We start from the raw sequence: 16,250 nt of genomic DNA on the forward strand, positions 1-16,250 counted from the left end.
CGCCGACGCCGCCCCCGGCCACGGGTCAGGCGATCTGCGGCGCGACGCGGCCAGCCAGCCGTTCGGCCGGGGCCTCGATCACCTGCCCTTCCGGCAGCTTGAACACTGCCACCGCGCCCGCCAGCTGGCGCGCCTGCTCTTCGAGCGCGCCGGCCGCGGCGGCGGCCTGCTCCACCAGCGCGGCGTTCTGCTGGGTCACGCCATCCATCTGCGTGACGGCGCGGTTGACCTGGTCGATGCCGGTGGCCTGCTCTTCCGACGCGGCGGATATCTCGCCCATCAGGCTGGTCACGCGCTGCACCGAATCGACGATCTCGCGCATGGTGGCGCCGGCGGTTTCGACCTGCTCGGAACCGACGCCGACCTTCTGCGCCGAGTCCTCGATGAGCTGCTTGATTTCCTTGGCGGCGGCGGCGCTGCGCTGGGCCAATGTGCGCACTTCGCTGGCGACCACGGCAAAGCCCTTGCCCTGCTCGCCGGCGCGCGCGGCCTCCACCGCGGCGTTCAGCGCCAGGATGTTGGTCTGGAAAGCGATGCCGTCGATCACGCCGACGATGTCGGAAATGCGCGACGAGCTGCCCTGGATGGCGCGCATGGTCTCGACCACGCTGGAGACGGCCTCGCCGCCGCGCTGCGCCACGGCGGCCGAAGCGGCGACCATGCGGTTGGCTTCGCGCGCGGTGTCGGCGTTCTGCTTCACGGTGGTGGCCAGTTCTTCCATGCTGGCGGCGGTTTCCTCCAGCGAGGCGGCCTGCTCTTCGGTGCGGCTGGACAGGTCGGCATTGCCGGACGAGATTTCGCGCGCGCCGACGTTGATCTCATCGACGCCGCGGCGCACCGTGGACACCGTGCGCACCAGGCTGTCCTGCATCGCGCGCAAGGCGTTGAGCAACGCGCCGATCTCGTTGCGGCCGCGATCGGCCACGCGGCGCGTCAGGTCGCCCTCGGCGATGCGGCGGAAGATCTCGCCGGCTTCCAGCAGCGGCCGCACGATCATGCGGCGGATCAGCACATGCGCGCCCACCGCCATCAACAGGCCCAGCACCAGGATGCCGGCCAGCAGGTACGAGAAGATCATGTGGAACAGCGAGATCTCGTCCATCACCTCCTGGCCGGAGGCCTCGGCGCGCTTCATGAAGGCGTCACGCTCGGACACCAGCAGCTCCTGCACCTGTTGCGTGCCCTGCTTGAAGTAGGCGTCCATGTCGCCGGCCTCCAGCACCTTGCCGACGTTCTGCAGGTTGTTGCTGAGGTTGGTGTAGGCCTCGATCAGGTCCTTGGACACGACCTTCTCGTCGGCCGACAGGCCGCCGGCGAAGCCCTGGAAGGCGCGGTCACCCGCGGCGATGCGCTGGCGCGCCAGGCGCAGCGCGGTGGTGTCGCTGGCATTGCCCTGCGCCACCCGGGTGGCGTAGCGGCTCAGGTCGGTGCGCGCCGCCACCAGCGACAACGCGGCCGTGTTCACGGCACTGACCTGTTGCGAGGAAAGGCGATAGAGCTGGCCGACGTCCTGGCTGGTCTGCCGCAGGGCGACGACACCCATGCCGCCCACCAGCAGCTGGAAAGTGAAAAACAGCGCGATGATCCCCAAGAGCATCGTCGCGATTCGCGTATTCCTGAACATTGGCATTCTCCGTAAAAAAGCGGCGGCGCGATCCGCGGCCACCGACCTTGCATGCCGCGCGCAGGGGTCTTGCACGCGGGGATCGGAGGATTATTCAGGCTAAACAGAATCTATCAATCAGTAACAGCGTCGATTTTGCAACGCTGATTTGCTGATTGAGGCGGAAGGGACGTGCTACCGCCAGACGACACAACGGCCCCGCGGGGCCGTCGTGGATGTCACAAAGCGGTAGCAATCAGGGCTGGTTGACGACCAGGCGCACCATGATGCGGCGGCCCGGCTCCTGGCGCTCCAGCACCAGCATCTGCGGGCCAAGCGTGTCGTAGCGCGACAGCCGCGCGCGCCAGCCGCCCTGCTCGAAGGCCACGGGGCGGCCCAGGTCGTCGTTGGACACGTCGGTGGCCTCGGGCTGGCCCGGCAGCTTGCCGCGCAGCCAGTCGCGCATGCCGGATACCGGCATGCTGCTGCCCAGGGCGTCTTCGGCCAGGGCATCGGGGTTGTCGGCCACCAGGCGGGTGCCGTCGGCCTTGGTCAGGCTGGCCGCGCCGGGCTGGCCTTCGACCCGCGCCTCGGTCGAACCGAGCGGATTGGTCAGGTCGAGCACGTAGCGGCGGCCGTCGTCCGACCAGGAGAATCCGCCTTGCACGGCGCTCTGCTTGCCGTTTTCCTCGTTGACCGTGATGGCGAAGCGCCCGATGCGCGAGAAGGCGTCCGGCGACGTGCCTTCAATCGGCTTGGGCGTGGTGGTGCAGGCCGCCAGCACGAACGCCAGCATGGCCAGCAGCGCCCAGCGCATCCCGCCCAGACTGCCGCGCAACGCTGCCGTCACAGGCTGACCCCCAGGCGCTTGATGACGTCGAGCACGGTCTTGTTCTTGGGATCCTTCTGCACCGCGGCGCGCAGCAGCTCGACCGCCTGGTCGCGCTTGCCCTGGGTCCAGAGCACCTCGGCCAGATGGGCGGCGATGTCGGCCTCGGGCCGCACGCCATAGGCGCGGCGCAGGTAATCGACCGCGGCGACCTGGTCGCCCATGCGGAATTTGACCCAGCCCATGCTGTCCAGGATGAACGGGTCGTTGGGCGACAGTTCCAGCGCCTGGGTGATCAGGTCCAGCGCTTCGGGCAGGCGCTGGTTGTGGTCGGCCAGCGTGTAGCCGAGCGCGTTGTAGGCGTGGGCGTGCTCGGGATCCAGCGCGATGACCTGGCGCAACATGCGTTCGAGGTCGGCCAGGCGGTCCTGGCGCTCGTACAGCATGGCCAGCTCGTACTTGATTTCGACGGTGTCGGGCAGCGCCTGGTCGGCCGCTTCCAGCACCGACACGGCCTGGCCGACGCGGTCGGCGTCGCGCAGGATCTGGGCCTTGGTCAGCACGCCCAGGGTGCGTTCTTCCTCGTCCTGGGGCGCGGCGGCGTCGACCATCTTGATGGCGTCGTCGATGCGGCCGGACTTGGCGCGCAGGGCGGCCTGGCGCATGCGCGCCGAGAAACGCAGCGACGGATCGTCGATGCGGCCCAGTTCCGCGATGGCTTCGTCGTACTGGCCCTGGTCTTCGGCGATGCGCGACAGCAGCACGTGGGCGTCGGCCGCGGCGGCGCCGGCGTCGGTGGCGCCCGGCACGATGGCGCGCTGGCGCTGGTTCTGCACGTCCAGGTACTGCTGCAGCAGCGCCTTGGCCTGCGGCAGCTGGCCGGCCTTGTAGGCCAGCTGGGCCTGCATGAAGAGCAGATCGAAGTCTTCCGGCGAGCGCCGCGACATGGCCTGCAGTTCGGCCAGGGCGCCGTTGTAGTCGCCGGCGTCGGCCATCTGGCCGGCCAGCATCAGGCGCACCTTGCGGGCGTTGGGATTGCGATTGATGTACGCGCGGGCATCGGCCTGCGCGCGCTGCGGGTCGACCTTGGCGCCATATTCCAGGACGCGCTGGGCGGCCGGCTCGGACTTGGGATCGGCGGCCAGGGCGGCGCGGGCCTCCTGCGAAGCGCGCGGGTAGTCGCCGGCGGCCGAGGCCACGTCCGCCAGCGCCAGGTGGGCGGCAGGCAGCTTGCGCACGCTGTCGCTCAGCGCTTCGTCGAGGATGCGCAGCGCCAGGCGGCGATCGTTCAGGCGGCTCAGCACGGCCAGGGCCTGGCCGATGGCGGCCGGCTTGTCGCGCGAGGCGTCGATGCGGTTGCGCAGCGCCTGCGACAGACCCTTGGTCTGGCCGTTGGCGGCGGCCAGCGCCAGTTCGGTGGAGCTGGCTTCCAGGTCGTTGGGCGACAGGCGGGCCCAGACCCGGGCCGCGTCCAGGGCGCCCGGCAGGTTGCCGCCGGCCAGCTGGAATTCCAGGCCGCGGCGCGCCAGGCGGGGATCGCCGGTGTCGCGGGCCAGGCCGACCATGGTGTTGGCGGCGGTGCCGTACATGCCGCGCTGGGCGGCGATTTCCGACGCGAGGACGCGGTAGAAGATGTCGGCGGTCAGGGTCACGTAGGGCAATTGGCCCGGACGCAGACGGATCACCTCGGTTTCAGGCTGGCGGCTCTGCGGCGCCATGCGGGGGCCGGTCGCATCGCGCGTCCGGCTGTCGGCGGCCTGGGCTTGGGGAGCCAGGGCGGAGGCCAACGCAAGCGCCAGCGCGGCAATCCCGATATTCATTTGTTTGAAAGACGACTTCACGCGGCCCGTCCGGTTGGTGGCACAATCTTCGTACACGCAATTGATGATCTTACACTGGCTCATGCCGGAACTGCCTGAAGTTGAAACCACGCGTCGGGGAATCGACGCCGTCATCACCGGCCGCCCCCTCGCGCGGCTGGTCGTCCACGAGTCCCGGATGCGCTGGCCCATCCCGGCCGACCTGCCCGACCTGGTGGGCGGGCGGACCGTGCTGGAATGCGGCCGGCGCGGCAAATACCTGCTGCTGCGCTTTGACCACGGCACCCAGATCGTGCACCTGGGCATGTCCGGGTCGCTGCGCAGCGTGGCCCCGGGTGAATTCCTGCGCAAGCACGACCACGTCGAATGGATCTTCGACCAGGCCGTGTTGCGGCTGCATGACCCGCGCCGCTTCGGCGCCGTGCTGTGGCACCCCGATGCGGACGGACCGGTCGAAAACCACCCCCTGCTGGCCAAGCTCGGCATCGAGCCGTTCGACCCGCGCTTTGACGGCGCCTGGCTGCACCACCACTTCAAGAACCACGGCGCCGCGATCAAGCAGGTGCTGCTGGCCGGCATGGCGGTGGTCGGCGTGGGCAATATCTACGCCTCCGAAAGCCTGTTCCGCGCCCGCATCAATCCCAAGACCCCGGCCAACAAACTGTCGCGCGCCCGCTGCGACCGCCTGGCGGACATGGTGCGCGCCACCCTGGCCGACGCCCTGACCTCCGGCGGCAGCACCCTGCGCGACTACGTCGGCGCCACCGGCGAACCGGGCGCGTATTTCGAGATCCACGCGGCGGTCTACGAGCGCGCCGGCCAGCCCTGCCGGGTCTGCGGCACGCCCATCAAGCGCATCGTCCAGGGCCAGCGGGCCACCTACTACTGCCCGAAGTGCCAGAAGACCTGAGCGCGCGCGCCAGCACACCCAACCCCCTGGGGCCGCCCGCGGCCTGAAAGGTTCCCCTCCGGGCCGCCCTGCGCGGCCCGGCGGCATTTGGACACCCCCGGAAACCCAAGGGAAATCCCTGCCAAAAAGGGTCTATTCGTTTATAGCAAACGTATTGCACAACCACTAACGCCACGCTATAGTCCCTCCACACACCCTATTCCTATAAAAGTGGAAGGAGCCTCCATGAGCAAGCAATTCGCTTCGCACGCCGACCTGGCCGACAAGGTCGTGTCGTTCGAAAAGCTGTCCGACAACGCCTATGCCTATACCGCCGAAGGCGACCCCAACACGGGTGTGATCATCGGCGACGAGGCCGTCATGGTGGTCGATACCCAGGCCACGCCGGTGATGGCGCAGGACGTCATCCGCCGCATCCGCGAAGTCACCGACAAGCCGATCAAGTACATCCTGCTGTCGCACTACCACGCGGTGCGCGTGTTCGGCGCCTCGGCCTACAACGCCCAGGAGATCCTGGCCAGCCGCGACACCTACGACCTGATCGCCGAGCGCGGCGAGCAGGACAAGGCCAGCGAGATCGGCCGCTTCCCGCGCCTGTTCCGCAACGCCGAATCGATTCCCCCCGGCCTGGTCTGGCCCACCATGACCTTCAAGGGCGAGATGACCGTCAACCTGGGCAATCTGGAAGTCAAGCTGCTGCAGGTCGGCCGCGGCCACACCAAGGGCGACACCATCGCCTGGCTGCCCGAGCAGAAGATCCTGTTCGCCGGCGACCTGGTCGAATACCAGTCCACCCCCTACTGCGGCGACGCCTACTTCCGCGACTGGCCCAGCACGCTGGATGCGCTGTCGGGCTTCGAGGCCGAAAAGATGGTGCCCGGCCGCGGCCCCGCGCTCAAGAACGCCACCGAAGTGCGCCAGGGCCTGGCCGGCACGCGCGCCTTCCTGACCGACCTGTACGGCGCGGTCAACCGCGGCGTGGCCGAGGGCAAGGACCTGAAGACGATCTACCGCGAGGTCTACGACTTCATGAAGCCGCGCTACAGCGACTGGGTCATCTTCGACCACTGCATGCCGTTCGACGTATCGCGCGCCTACGACGAGGCCACCGGCCACGTCCATCCGCGCATCTGGACCGACAAGCGCGACCTGGAAATGTGGGCCCAGCTGGAGGGCTGATCCCGCGCGGCCGGTTCGCCGGCCGCGGTTCCACCGATTGAAACGGCGCCGCGCGACCCGCCGGCCAGCGGCCGCGGGCAGCGCGCGGCGCCGCGCATAAAAACAAAATGACCCACACAGGAGACAACCGTGGGAGACATCGACTTTCAGGCGATGGAGTTCGCCTATGAAAAACACGACGACCAGGCCGCCGCGACGCAGGCGCGCCACCCGGTGGTGGTGGTGGGCGCCGGCCCGGTCGGCCTGACCACGGCGCTGGACCTGGCGCGCCAGGGCGTCAGGGTGGTGGTGCTGGATGACGACTACCGCCTGTCCACCGGCTCGCGCGCCATCTGCTTTTCCAAGCGCACCCTGGAAATCTGGGACCGCCTCGGCGTCGGCCAGCGCATGGTCGACAAGGGCGTGTCGTGGAACGTGGGCAAGGTGTTCTTCCGCGACCAGGAAGTGTGGCGCTTCGACCTGCTGCCCGAGCCCGGCCACCGCCGCCCCGCCTTCATCAACCTGCAGCAGTACTACGCCGAAGGCTATCTGTACGAGCAGGCGCGCCAGGAACCGAACATCGACCTGCGCTGGAAGAACAAGGTGGTGGGGCTGGAGCAGACCGGCGACGGCGTGGTGCTGTCGATCGACACCCCCGAGGGCGGCTACGCGCTGCGCGCCGATTGGCTGGTGGCCTGTGACGGCGCCCGCTCGCCGGTGCGCAAGCTGATCGGCCAGGAAAGCCATGGCCGCATCTTCCGCGACCGCTTCCTGATCGCCGACGTCAAGATGAAGGCCGACTTCCCGGCCGAGCGCTGGTTCTGGTTCGACCCGCCCTTCCACCCCAATCAATCGGTGCTGCTGCACATGCAGCCCGACAACGTCTGGCGCATCGACTTCCAGCTGGGCTGGAACGCCGACCCGGTCGAGGCCGTCAAGCCCGAGAACGTGCTGCCGCGCATCCGCGCCCTGCTCGGCCCGGACGCGCAATTCGACCTGGAATGGGTCAGCGTCTACACCTTCGCCTGCGAGCGCATGGACAAGTTCCGCCACGGCCGCGTGGTGTTCGCCGGCGACTCGGCGCACCGCGTCTCGCCGTTCGGCGCGCGCGGCGCCAACAGCGGCGTGCAGGACGCCGAGAACCTGGCCTGGAAACTGCGCCTGGTGCTGGCCGGCCAGGCGCCCGAATCGCTGATCGACAGTTACGCCGCCGAGCGCGAGCACGCCGCCGACGAGAACATCCTGAATTCGTCGCGCGCCACCGACTTCATCACGCCCAAGAGCGACATCAGCCGCAGTTTCCGCAACGCGGTGCTGAACCTGGCCCGCACCCATGCATTCGCGCGTTCGCTGGTCAACAGCGGCCGGCTGTCGCTGCCCGCCACGTACATCGATTCGCCGCTGAACAGCCCCGACAGCGACACCTTCGCCGGCCGCATGCGGCCCGGCGCGGTGGCGCTGGACGCGCCGGTGCGCGGGTCTGGCGACTCGCCCTGGTGGCTGTCGCAGCTGGGAACGGGCTTCACGCTGGCGCTGTTCTGCGGCGACGCCCCGCCCGACGCGCAGACCCTGCAGGCCCTGCGCGCGCTGCGCCTGGCGGCCGTGCCGGTCTCACCCGTGCTGGTGGCCAGCCCGGGTTGCGAGGCCGCCGGCTGGCCGGATGACCTGGCGCGGGTCATCGACGTCGAAGGGCTGCTGGCCCAGCGCTATGACGCGCTGTCCGGCACCGCCTACCTGATCCGCCCCGACCAGCACATCGCCGCGCGCTGGCGCGCCTTCCAGCCCGACGCGGTGGCGTCGGCCGTCAACCGCGCCATTGGCCGCGCCTGAATACGGAGGCCCTTTCCATGCTGATTACCGAAACCAACCTGGCCGCGCCGGACGACTTCTACGAAGCGCTGATCGACGCCCATCGCGACCTGAGTAACGAGCAGAGCCAGGAAATGAACGCGGCGCTGATCCTGCTGCTGGCCAACCACCTGGGCGACATGGCGGTGCTGCGCGAGGCGCTGGCGCAGGCCCGCGCGTCGGTCACGCCGGCGGCGAACCCACCGCAAACGCATTGACGATCAGGGCGCGCAACCACTGGTTGCCGCCATCGCGATCGTAGCGGCGCTGCCAGTACATATTGGTCTGCAGCGCCGGCACCTTCACCGGCGGCGTCATGTAGCGCAGGCCGAATGGCTGCGCGGCGCTCGCCGCCAGTTTTTCGGGCACGGTCGCCAACAGGTCGGTGGCGCTGACGATGTACGGCACGGCCGAGAAATGCGGCACGCTGAAGTGCTCGGCCAGCGCGACGCCGGCCCGCTCCAGCGACTGATTGACCTGCCCATAGGGCGCGGCCCGCGACACGATGAGATGACGCTCGGCGCGAAACGCCTTCAGCCCCATGCCGGGGTGGGCCGTGGGATGCGCCTGGCGAAAGAGCGTGGCGTACCCCTGCCGGAACAACATGCGTTGCAAGGTGCCCGCCCCCATCTCGTCGAAGGCGCCGATGGCCAGGTCGACCCGGCCCGCCTCCATCTCGCGCGGCAGGTCCGGCCCCTGCACCCGCACCGAATCGATGCGCACCTGCGGCGCGACCTGTACGCAGACTTCCATCAGGCGCGGCATGAAATGGATCTCGCCGACATCGGTCATGGCCACGCGGAAACGCCGCGTGCTGGTGGCGGGATCGAACGCCGCCTGGTCCTGCAAGGCCTGCGACAGCAGGGCCAACGCCTCGCTGACCGGGCCGGCCAGCCGCTGCGCGCGCGGCGTCGGCAACATACCCTGCGCGGTGCGCACGAACAGCTCGTCGCCGAACGCCAGCCGCAGCCGGCGCAGGGCGTTGCTCACCGCTGGCTGCGACAGGTCCAGCCGCCGCGCCACGGCGGACAGGTTGCGGTCCTCCAGCAAATGCTGGAACAGGATCAGCAGGTTCAGGTCGACGTCGCGCAAGTCCGCCATCAGGCACCCCTACTATTCACGAAATTTATAGTTGATATTTTTGCATTCCCGTAGCCATAGTGGGGGATTTTTCCGACAATGGCGTATCGGCGCCGGACCATTTCATCCGGCGCGCCACGACCAAGACCGCGCGGCCACGCATCGCGCGCCACCCCAGGAGGATTCCATGGAACTGCACTACCAGACCGGCTTCGGCAACGACTGTGCCACCGAAGCCCTGCCCGGCGCGCTGCCGCTGGGCCGCAATTCGCCCCAGCAATGTCCCTATGGCCTGTACGCCGAGCAGTTGTCCGGCACCGCCTTCACCGCGCCGCGCAGCGAGAACCGCCGCTCCTGGCTCTACCGCATCCGCCCGGGCGCGCAGCACAAGCCGTTCGAGCCGTTTGGCGGCGTCAAGGGCTGGGAAAGCGCGTTCGGTCACGGCCCGGTCACGCCGAATCAGCTGCGCTGGAGCCCCTTGCCCATTCCCACCGCGCCCACCGATTTCATCGAAGGCGTGAAGACCTGGGGCGGCAACGGCGGCCCCGATGAGCAAAGCGGCGTCGGCATCCACCTGTATGCCGCCAACCGCTCGATGCAGGGCCGCTATTTCTACAACGCCGACGGCGAGCTGCTGCTGGTGCCGCAGCAGGGCCGCCTGCGCCTGGCCACCGAGCTGGGCCTGATCGACCTGGAGCCGCTGGAGATCGCCGTGATCCCGCGCGGTGTGCGCTTCCGCGTGCAACTGCTGGACGACAGCGCGCGCGGCTATATGCTGGAGAACTTCGGCGCCGCGCTGCGCCTGCCGGAACTGGGCCCGATCGGCTCGAACTGCCTGGCCAACGCCCGCGACTTCAAGACGCCGGTGGCCTGGTACGAAGACCTGGAAGGCGACTTCGAACTGATCGCCAAGTTCACCGGCGGCTTCTGGCGCGCCGCGATCGGCCATTCGCCGCTGGACGTGGTGGCCTGGCACGGCACGCACGCGCCGTACAAGTACGACCTGCGCCACTTCAACACCATCGGCTCGATCAGCTACGACCATCCGGACCCGTCGATCTTCACGGTGCTGACCGCGCCGTCCGACACCCCGGGCACGGCCAACATGGACTTTGCCATCTTCCCGCCGCGCATCCTGGCGATGGAGAACACCTTCCGTCCGCCCTGGTTCCATCGCAACGTCGCCAGCGAATTCATGGGCCTGATCCAGGGCGTGTACGACGCCAAGGCCGACGGCTTCGCCCCCGGCGGCGCGAGCCTGCACAACTGCATGAGCGGCCACGGCCCCGACGCCGAGACCTTCGAGAAGGCCTCGCGCGCCGACACCAGCACCGCGCACTACATCCGCGACACCATGGCTTTCATGTTCGAGACGCGGCGCGTGATCCGCCCGACGGCGCAAGCCTTGGCCTCGGTAGAATTGCAGGGCGACTATTACCGGTGCTGGCAGGGCCTGCAGAAGCATTTCGATCCCGCCAAGGCGTGACCGTTTTCTCTCCCGTCACGCCCGCCCACGGCGATGCGCGCAAGCGCATCGCCGTTTGGCTTTGGATTTTTCCGGCGCCCGCCGCGCCCTTATAAACACATTGAACGAGACATTCCTCATGACCACCGCCATCAACGAAACCCACGACCCGTCGCTCAAGAGCTGGGTCGCCAGCGCCAACACCGGCGCGTCGGACTTCCCGGTGCAGAACCTGCCCTACGCCGCGTTCCGCCGCAAGGGCTCGCAGGAGTCGTTCCGCCCCGGCGTGGCCATCGGCGACCAGATCGTCGACCTGGCGGCGCTGGCCGCCGCCAAGCCGTTCGAGGGCGCCGCCGCCGAGGCGCTGGCCGCCTGCCAGGGCGACAGCCTGAACGCGCTGATGGCCCTGGGCCAGGCCCACTGGAGCGCGCTGCGCCTGGCGCTGTCGCGCGCGCTGCGCGAAGGCGCCGCGCTGCGCGGCGCGGTCGAGCCGCTGCTGGTGGCCCAGGCCGACGCCGAATACACCACGCCCGCCCGCATCGGCGACTACACCGACTTCTACATCTCGGTGCACCACGCCACCGCCATCGGCAAGCAGTTCCGCCCCGACAATCCCCTGCTGCCGAACTACAAGTGGGTGCCGATCGGCTACCACGGCCGCGCCTCCAGCATCGGCGTGAACCAGAAGTTCCCCCGCCCTGTCGGCCAGACCCGCCCCGCCAACGAAGGCGAGGCGCCGCAATTCGGCCCGTGCGCGCGGCTGGACTACGAACTGGAACTGGGCATCTTCGTCGGCACCGGCAACGCCCAGGGCGACCGCATCAAGCTGGCGGACGCCGATGCGCACGTCTTCGGCCTGTGCATCCTGAACGACTGGTCGGCGCGCGACATCCAGGGCTGGGAATACCAGCCGCTGGGCCCGTTCCTGTCGAAGAACTTCGCCTCGACCATCTCGCCGTGGATCGTCACGCTGGAAGCGCTGGAACCGTTCCGCACGCAATGGAACCGCGGCCCGTCCGAGCCGCAGCCGCTGCCGTACCTGGCCTCCGATGCCAACCGCGCCAAGGGCGCCTACGACGTGCAGATGGAAGTGTTGCTCACGACCGAACAGTCGCGCGCCGCCAAGCAGGCGCCGGCGCGGCTGTCGCGCAGCAACTTCCGCGATGCGTACTGGAACGTGGCGCAGTTGATCACGCACCACACGGTAAACGGCTGCAACCTGCAGCCGGGCGACATGCTCGGCACCGGCACGCTGTCCGGCCCGCAGCCCTCGGAGGCCGGTTCGATGCTGGAACTGAACCACGGCGGCAAGCAGCCGATCGAGCTGCCCTGGGGCGAAAAGCGCACCTTCCTGCAGGATGGCGACCAGGTCATCATGCGCGCCGAGTGCGTCAAGGCCGGCTACCCGCGCATCGGCTTCGGCGAATGCTCGGGCACCGTGCTGCCGGCGCGGGTGTAAGGGCTGTCCGTCAGGATCGGGGCGTGGCGGCCGCATCGGCCATCAACGCCTCGATCTCGGCGTCCTTGGCCTGCCACTGCTGGCCCAGCCAGTGGTGGAATTCGGTGCGGAAGGCCTTATCGCGGCTGTAGTCGGCTTCGCAGAAGGCCGGCGGCACCGGCACCTGGTGCATGCGCACCCGCACCGTGCCCATGCGGCCGCAGGCCATGTCCCAGAAGCTGGGCACGCCCGCCGGATAGGCGATGGTGACATCGATCATCGAGCGAAAGCGCGTGCCCATCGCGTTCAACGACACCGCCAGCCCGCCCGCCTTGGGCTTGAGCAAGTGGCGGTACGGCGAGCCCTGCGCATCGCGCTTGGCCGGGGTGAAGCGCGTGCCCTCGGCGAACACCATCACGCTGGTCGGCACCAGCGAGAACTTCTGGCAGGCGCGCCGCGCGGTTTCCTGGTCCTGGCGCCCCAGGGCGGGATTGCGGCGCAGGTCGGCCTTGCCATGGCGCTTCATGAACGGAAAATCCAGCGCCCACCAGGCCAGCCCGATCACCGGCACGTAGATGAGCTGCTGCTTCAGGAAGAACTTCAGCAACGGGATGCGGCGGTTCAGCGCGCCTTGCAGCACGAAGATATCGACCCAGGACTGGTGATTGCAGTTGACCAGGTACCAATCGGCGTAGCGCAGGCCGGCATGGCCGCGCACGTCCCAGGGCGCGCGCTGGATGCGCGAAAACCAGGCGGTGTTAACGCTGATCCAGGCCGTGGCGATGCCATTGAGGACGGGATCGATGCGGCGCCGCGCCGCGGCAAACGGAAGCGCCAGTTTCAGCAGCGCCAGGGGGAACAGCAGCAGGCACCAGAACAGCGTGCTGACGCCGATCATCACTATGCTGAACACGCCGGTCAGCCAGGCCAGTCGGCCGCGCGGCACCGGCCAGCCGCGCCAGCGCGAGGCCGGCACGGATACGGGCGCGTCGCCTTCATTGGCGGCGGGGGGCCGGCTCGGGCCGGCGAGCGGATCGGGAAAAGTCATGAGCGCGAGTGTGCGAGGACTGGCCGCGAGCCGGTTTGAGCGGGATCAAACCGGCCCCCGGGCCAGACGGGGCGAAGTCAAGGCAGGCGGTATTTTTCTTCGCGGTAGACCCAGCTGGCCCACAAGGCATGCGCCAGCGCTTCCTTGCTCAAGGCCTCGTCCGCCGGTTCGACCGGCTCGTAGGTTTCGTCCTGCCCGACCGGCGCGGCGCGATAACGGAATTCCCGCGGCGCCTTGGACGGTTCCAGCACCAGCAGCTTGTCGCCCTGCAGGTAGCCGAAGTTGTCGGCGTACTGCATCAGCGCGCGGTTGGGATCGCGCTGCGTCAGGTCCGCGCCCAGCATCGGGTTGACATTATCCAGCCCGATCAGGGACAGCAGCGTGGGCGCCATGTCGATCTGGCTGACGATGCGTTCGTCCTGGCGCGGCGCGATGCCCGCGCCCAGGATCAGGGCCGGGATCTGGAAGTGCCGCACCGGCACCGGGATCGAGCCGTAGACGCGGGAATCATGATCGGCGATCACCAGGAACACCGTGTTGTTCCAATACGGCGCCTTGCGCGCCTTGTCGAAGAACTGGCCCAGCGCCCAGTCGGCGTAGCGCACCGTGTTGTCGACGCTGGCCGGATCGCCCACCGGCTGGATGCGGCCCGCCGGATACTCCCACGGCGAATGGTTGCTGACCGAAAACGCCAGCGTGAACACCGGCTTGTCGCCGTCGGCGCGCAGCAGGCGGTCGACCTGGGTGAACATGTCTTCGTCGGACGCGCCCCACGAGCCTTCGAACACCGGGTTCTCGAACTTCGGGCGATCGACCACCTCGTTGAAGCCGTTGCCCAGGAAGAAGGCACGCATGTTGTCGAAGTGCGACTCGCCGCCATAGACGAAGCGCGAATGGTAGCCATGCTTGCCCAGCACCTGCGCCAGCGTGAAGAAGCCGGTCTGCGAGCGCGGCAGCTTCACCACCGCATCGGCCACGCTGGGCAGGAAGCCCGCGGTGACCGCCTCGATGCCGCGCACCGAGCGCGTGCCGGTGGCGTAGGCGCGGTGGAACATCCAGCCTTCCTTGCCAAGGCGGTCGATATTGGGCGTGAGGTCCTTGCCGCCCAGGCTCCCGACGTACTGCGCGCCCAGGCTTTCCTGCAGGATGATCACCAGGTTGAGCGGCTTGTCGCGCCGCACCGTGGCCTTCTGCTCGTGCAGGCTGGGGTAGCGCGGATCCAGCGGCGCGCCCGTCAGGCCCGCCTTGTCGCGCACGATGGCGTTCATTTCGTCCACCGGCATCTTCGGATACATCGCGGCCGAGGAGCGTTCGTCGCGCATGCGGTAGGCGGCATCGAACACGCTATAGAGCGAGTTCAGGGCCAGCGAATTGACCATGGCATCCGAGCTGAACGCGACCTTGGCCGGGTTGATGGGGCGATGCTCCAGCGTGCCGCGCGCGCCCAGCACCACCAGCGCCAAAATCACCAGCGACGCCAGCGGCCGCTTCCACCACGCCAGGAACGGATCGCGCACCCGCGTCGGGAACAACTTGACCGCCAGCCACGCGGCCACCAGCAGCACCACCAGGGCGGCCAGCAGCACGCCCTTGTAGCCCTGCCACAGCATCGAGCCGACTTCCTTCGGGTTGAGCAGGTAGATGAAATACAGGCGGTTCGGGCGCGTGTCGTATTCGGCGATGAACTGCGGCGTGGAGACTTCCAGTAGCACATACAGCATCCACCAGACGCGGAACCACCAGGCGGTGACGCGCGCGGCCCACGGCCGATGTCCCAGCCACGGCGAGAACACGGCCGGCAACGCGATCACCATGGACAGCAGGCAGACGTCGATGCGCAGGCCGCCGAACAGCACCGGCCACAGCCCGCCGGCCGCCTCGACCCGGTCCCACATCCACAACGACAGGCCCAGCCGGCTCAGCGTCAGCAGAACCAGCACGGACACGATGAAACGGAGCGTCAGGCGGCGCATGCGGCAGCCCTCCCCGGACGAATGAAATCCGTTGATGCGCCGCGCTTACCCTGCCCGCGATTACCCAGCCAAACCATGCCTGCCGTCCGGTGATTGAAAACGGCCAAGGTTAACGCGGATTGACGCGCCGCAGCGCCGGCGGCGGCGCGGCACGAGGCCCCAATCAGGCAGATGACAACCTTGTCATGTTGTATGACATCCGATTTCGACGCCAAAGCGCAACGCGAGGCGCCCGGCTACCGCCGCGCGCGCTCGCGAATCGGCGTCATTGCGCGCGGCGCAGGCGTTCGCGGCTGTTGCTCAGGTGGGTGCGCATCGCGGCGCGCGCGCCTTCGGCATCCTGGCGCATGATCGCGCTGTAGATGTCCTCGTGCTCCAGGTTGACGCGGGCCAGGTAGGCGGCGCGGTCTTCGTGGGCGAACTTGGCGGAATTGATGCGGGTGCGGGGAATGATGGCCGACCCCAGGTGCGACATCAGATCGGCGAAATACCGGTTGTCGGTGGACTGCGACACCAGCAGGTGAAACTGGAAATCGGGCGTGATGGTGTCGCCGCCGCTGTCCAGCGCGCTCTTGAAGGCATCCAGCGCCCGGCGCATCTCGGCCAATTGGGTCTCGCTGCGGCGCACGGCGGCCAGGCCGGCGGCCTCGCTTTCCAGGCAGATGCGCAGTTCCAGCAGCACCAGCACGTCGCGCACCGTGGCGATGTCGGCGGGGTCGACGCGGAAATCGCCGCCGCCGCTGGGTTCGAGCGCGTAGGTGCCGACGCCGTGATGGGTTTCGACCAGGCCCGAGGCCTGCAGCCGCGACAGCGCTTCGCGCACCACGGTGCGGCTGACGCCGAACTGCCGCATGATCTCGGATTCGGTGGGCAGCTTGTCGCCGGGGCGGATCTCGCCGCTACGGATGCGTTCGGAGATGTTCTCCACCAGGCCCTGGGCCAGGTTCCGTGGACGACGCTGCGGCAGGACGGGGGTATCGACAGGAGCGTTCATCAGGGATTGTCCCAAAGCGGTTGCGTGGCGCTTGACTGCAAAAATTCGTGATCATTATACTTTGGACTAGTTGTACGATAACGT

The 16,250-nt window shown here is 68.4% G+C and carries 13 protein-coding genes; 6 read left to right on the plus strand and 7 right to left on the minus strand.

Features of this window, described 5'->3' with window-relative positions; all coding sequences use genetic code 11:
- Positions 1–25: 25 nt before the first annotated feature.
- From HV742_RS20320 to HV742_RS20330, 3 genes are all read right to left on the minus strand, one after another.
- Entirely contained in the window at positions 26–1,624 is a 1,599-nt protein-coding gene (locus HV742_RS20320; protein WP_175146229.1) for a methyl-accepting chemotaxis protein, read from the minus strand.
- Positions 1,625–1,859: 235 nt separating this feature from the next.
- Positions 1,860–2,420, minus strand: a complete 561-nt coding sequence (gene lolB / locus HV742_RS20325; RefSeq protein WP_054415461.1) for a lipoprotein insertase outer membrane protein LolB — start codon at positions 2,418–2,420, stop codon at positions 1,860–1,862.
- A 29-nt stretch (positions 2,421–2,449) separates the two neighbouring features.
- Positions 2,450–4,336: a tetratricopeptide repeat protein gene (locus tag HV742_RS20330; protein WP_049076167.1), complete on the minus strand. Its 1,887-nt coding sequence runs from the start codon at positions 4,334–4,336 to the stop codon at positions 2,450–2,452.
- On the opposite strand from HV742_RS20330, the gene mutM reads away from it, so the two are divergent.
- From mutM to HV742_RS20350, 4 genes are all read left to right on the plus strand, one after another.
- Entirely contained in the window at positions 4,335–5,162 is an 828-nt protein-coding gene (gene mutM / locus HV742_RS20335; RefSeq protein ID WP_049076170.1) for a bifunctional DNA-formamidopyrimidine glycosylase/DNA-(apurinic or apyrimidinic site) lyase, read from the plus strand. The two genes, HV742_RS20330 and mutM, sit on opposite strands and share 2 nt — an antisense overlap.
- A gap of 225 nt (positions 5,163–5,387) precedes the next feature.
- Entirely contained in the window at positions 5,388–6,341 is a 954-nt protein-coding gene (locus tag HV742_RS20340) for an MBL fold metallo-hydrolase (RefSeq protein WP_049076171.1), read from the plus strand.
- Between the two features lie 129 nt (positions 6,342–6,470).
- Entirely contained in the window at positions 6,471–8,150 is a 1,680-nt protein-coding gene (locus HV742_RS20345) for an FAD-dependent oxidoreductase (protein ID WP_175146230.1), read from the plus strand.
- A gap of 17 nt (positions 8,151–8,167) precedes the next feature.
- Positions 8,168–8,386, plus strand: coding sequence for a DUF2783 domain-containing protein (locus HV742_RS20350; RefSeq protein ID WP_049076175.1), 219 nt, complete (start codon positions 8,168–8,170; stop codon positions 8,384–8,386).
- On the opposite strand, the gene HV742_RS20355 is transcribed toward HV742_RS20350, so the two are convergent.
- Positions 8,352–9,269 (minus strand): LysR family transcriptional regulator, encoded by a 918-nt coding sequence (locus HV742_RS20355; protein WP_175146231.1) that lies wholly within the window; start codon positions 9,267–9,269, stop codon positions 8,352–8,354. The two genes, HV742_RS20350 and HV742_RS20355, sit on opposite strands and share 35 nt — an antisense overlap.
- 166 nt (positions 9,270–9,435) lie before the next feature.
- Between HV742_RS20355 and hmgA the strand changes: the two genes are divergently transcribed.
- Entirely contained in the window at positions 9,436–10,734 is a 1,299-nt protein-coding gene (gene hmgA, locus HV742_RS20360) for a homogentisate 1,2-dioxygenase (protein WP_175146232.1), read from the plus strand.
- Between the two features lie 118 nt (positions 10,735–10,852).
- Entirely contained in the window at positions 10,853–12,172 is a 1,320-nt protein-coding gene (fahA, locus tag HV742_RS20365; RefSeq protein WP_175146233.1) for a fumarylacetoacetase, read from the plus strand.
- Between the two features lie 10 nt (positions 12,173–12,182).
- Here fahA and yihG read toward each other — a convergent pair whose 3' ends face one another.
- The 3 genes from yihG to HV742_RS20380 all read right to left on the minus strand — a co-directional run bounded on the left by yihG (position 12,183) and on the right by HV742_RS20380 (position 16,166).
- Positions 12,183–13,097 (minus strand): 1-acylglycerol-3-phosphate O-acyltransferase, YihG family, encoded by a 915-nt coding sequence (gene yihG / locus HV742_RS20370; protein WP_049078106.1) that lies wholly within the window; start codon positions 13,095–13,097, stop codon positions 12,183–12,185.
- A gap of 179 nt (positions 13,098–13,276) precedes the next feature.
- Entirely contained in the window at positions 13,277–15,172 is a 1,896-nt protein-coding gene (locus HV742_RS20375; RefSeq protein ID WP_100507542.1) for an LTA synthase family protein, read from the minus strand.
- 265 nt (positions 15,173–15,437) lie between these two features.
- Positions 15,438–16,166, minus strand: a complete 729-nt coding sequence (locus HV742_RS20380) for a FadR/GntR family transcriptional regulator (RefSeq protein ID WP_049076182.1) — start codon at positions 16,164–16,166, stop codon at positions 15,438–15,440.
- Positions 16,167–16,250: the final 84 nt, after the last annotated feature.

The sequence above is a fragment of the Achromobacter ruhlandii genome (genome assembly GCF_902859695.1).
GTDB classification, from domain to species: Bacteria; Pseudomonadota; Gammaproteobacteria; order Burkholderiales; family Burkholderiaceae_B; genus Achromobacter; species Achromobacter ruhlandii.

Coding starts and splice junctions, on each gene's coding strand:
- fahA (WP_175146233.1), top strand. CDS start 10,853: ATGACCACCGCCATCAACGAAACCCACGACCCGTCGCTCAAGAGCTGG.
- HV742_RS20320 (WP_175146229.1), bottom strand. CDS start 1,624: ATGTTCAGGAATACGCGAATCGCGACGATGCTCTTGGGGATCATCGCG.
- HV742_RS20375 (WP_100507542.1), bottom strand. CDS start 15,172: ATGCGCCGCCTGACGCTCCGTTTCATCGTGTCCGTGCTGGTTCTGCTG.
- HV742_RS20340 (WP_049076171.1), top strand. CDS start 5,388: ATGAGCAAGCAATTCGCTTCGCACGCCGACCTGGCCGACAAGGTCGTG.
- HV742_RS20355 (WP_175146231.1), bottom strand. CDS start 9,269: ATGGCGGACTTGCGCGACGTCGACCTGAACCTGCTGATCCTGTTCCAG.
- HV742_RS20330 (WP_049076167.1), bottom strand. CDS start 4,336: ATGAGCCAGTGTAAGATCATCAATTGCGTGTACGAAGATTGTGCCACC.
- lolB (WP_054415461.1), bottom strand. CDS start 2,420: ATGCGCTGGGCGCTGCTGGCCATGCTGGCGTTCGTGCTGGCGGCCTGC.
- mutM (WP_049076170.1), top strand. CDS start 4,335: ATGCCGGAACTGCCTGAAGTTGAAACCACGCGTCGGGGAATCGACGCC.
- HV742_RS20350 (WP_049076175.1), top strand. CDS start 8,168: ATGCTGATTACCGAAACCAACCTGGCCGCGCCGGACGACTTCTACGAA.
- hmgA (WP_175146232.1), top strand. CDS start 9,436: ATGGAACTGCACTACCAGACCGGCTTCGGCAACGACTGTGCCACCGAA.
- HV742_RS20380 (WP_049076182.1), bottom strand. CDS start 16,166: ATGAACGCTCCTGTCGATACCCCCGTCCTGCCGCAGCGTCGTCCACGG.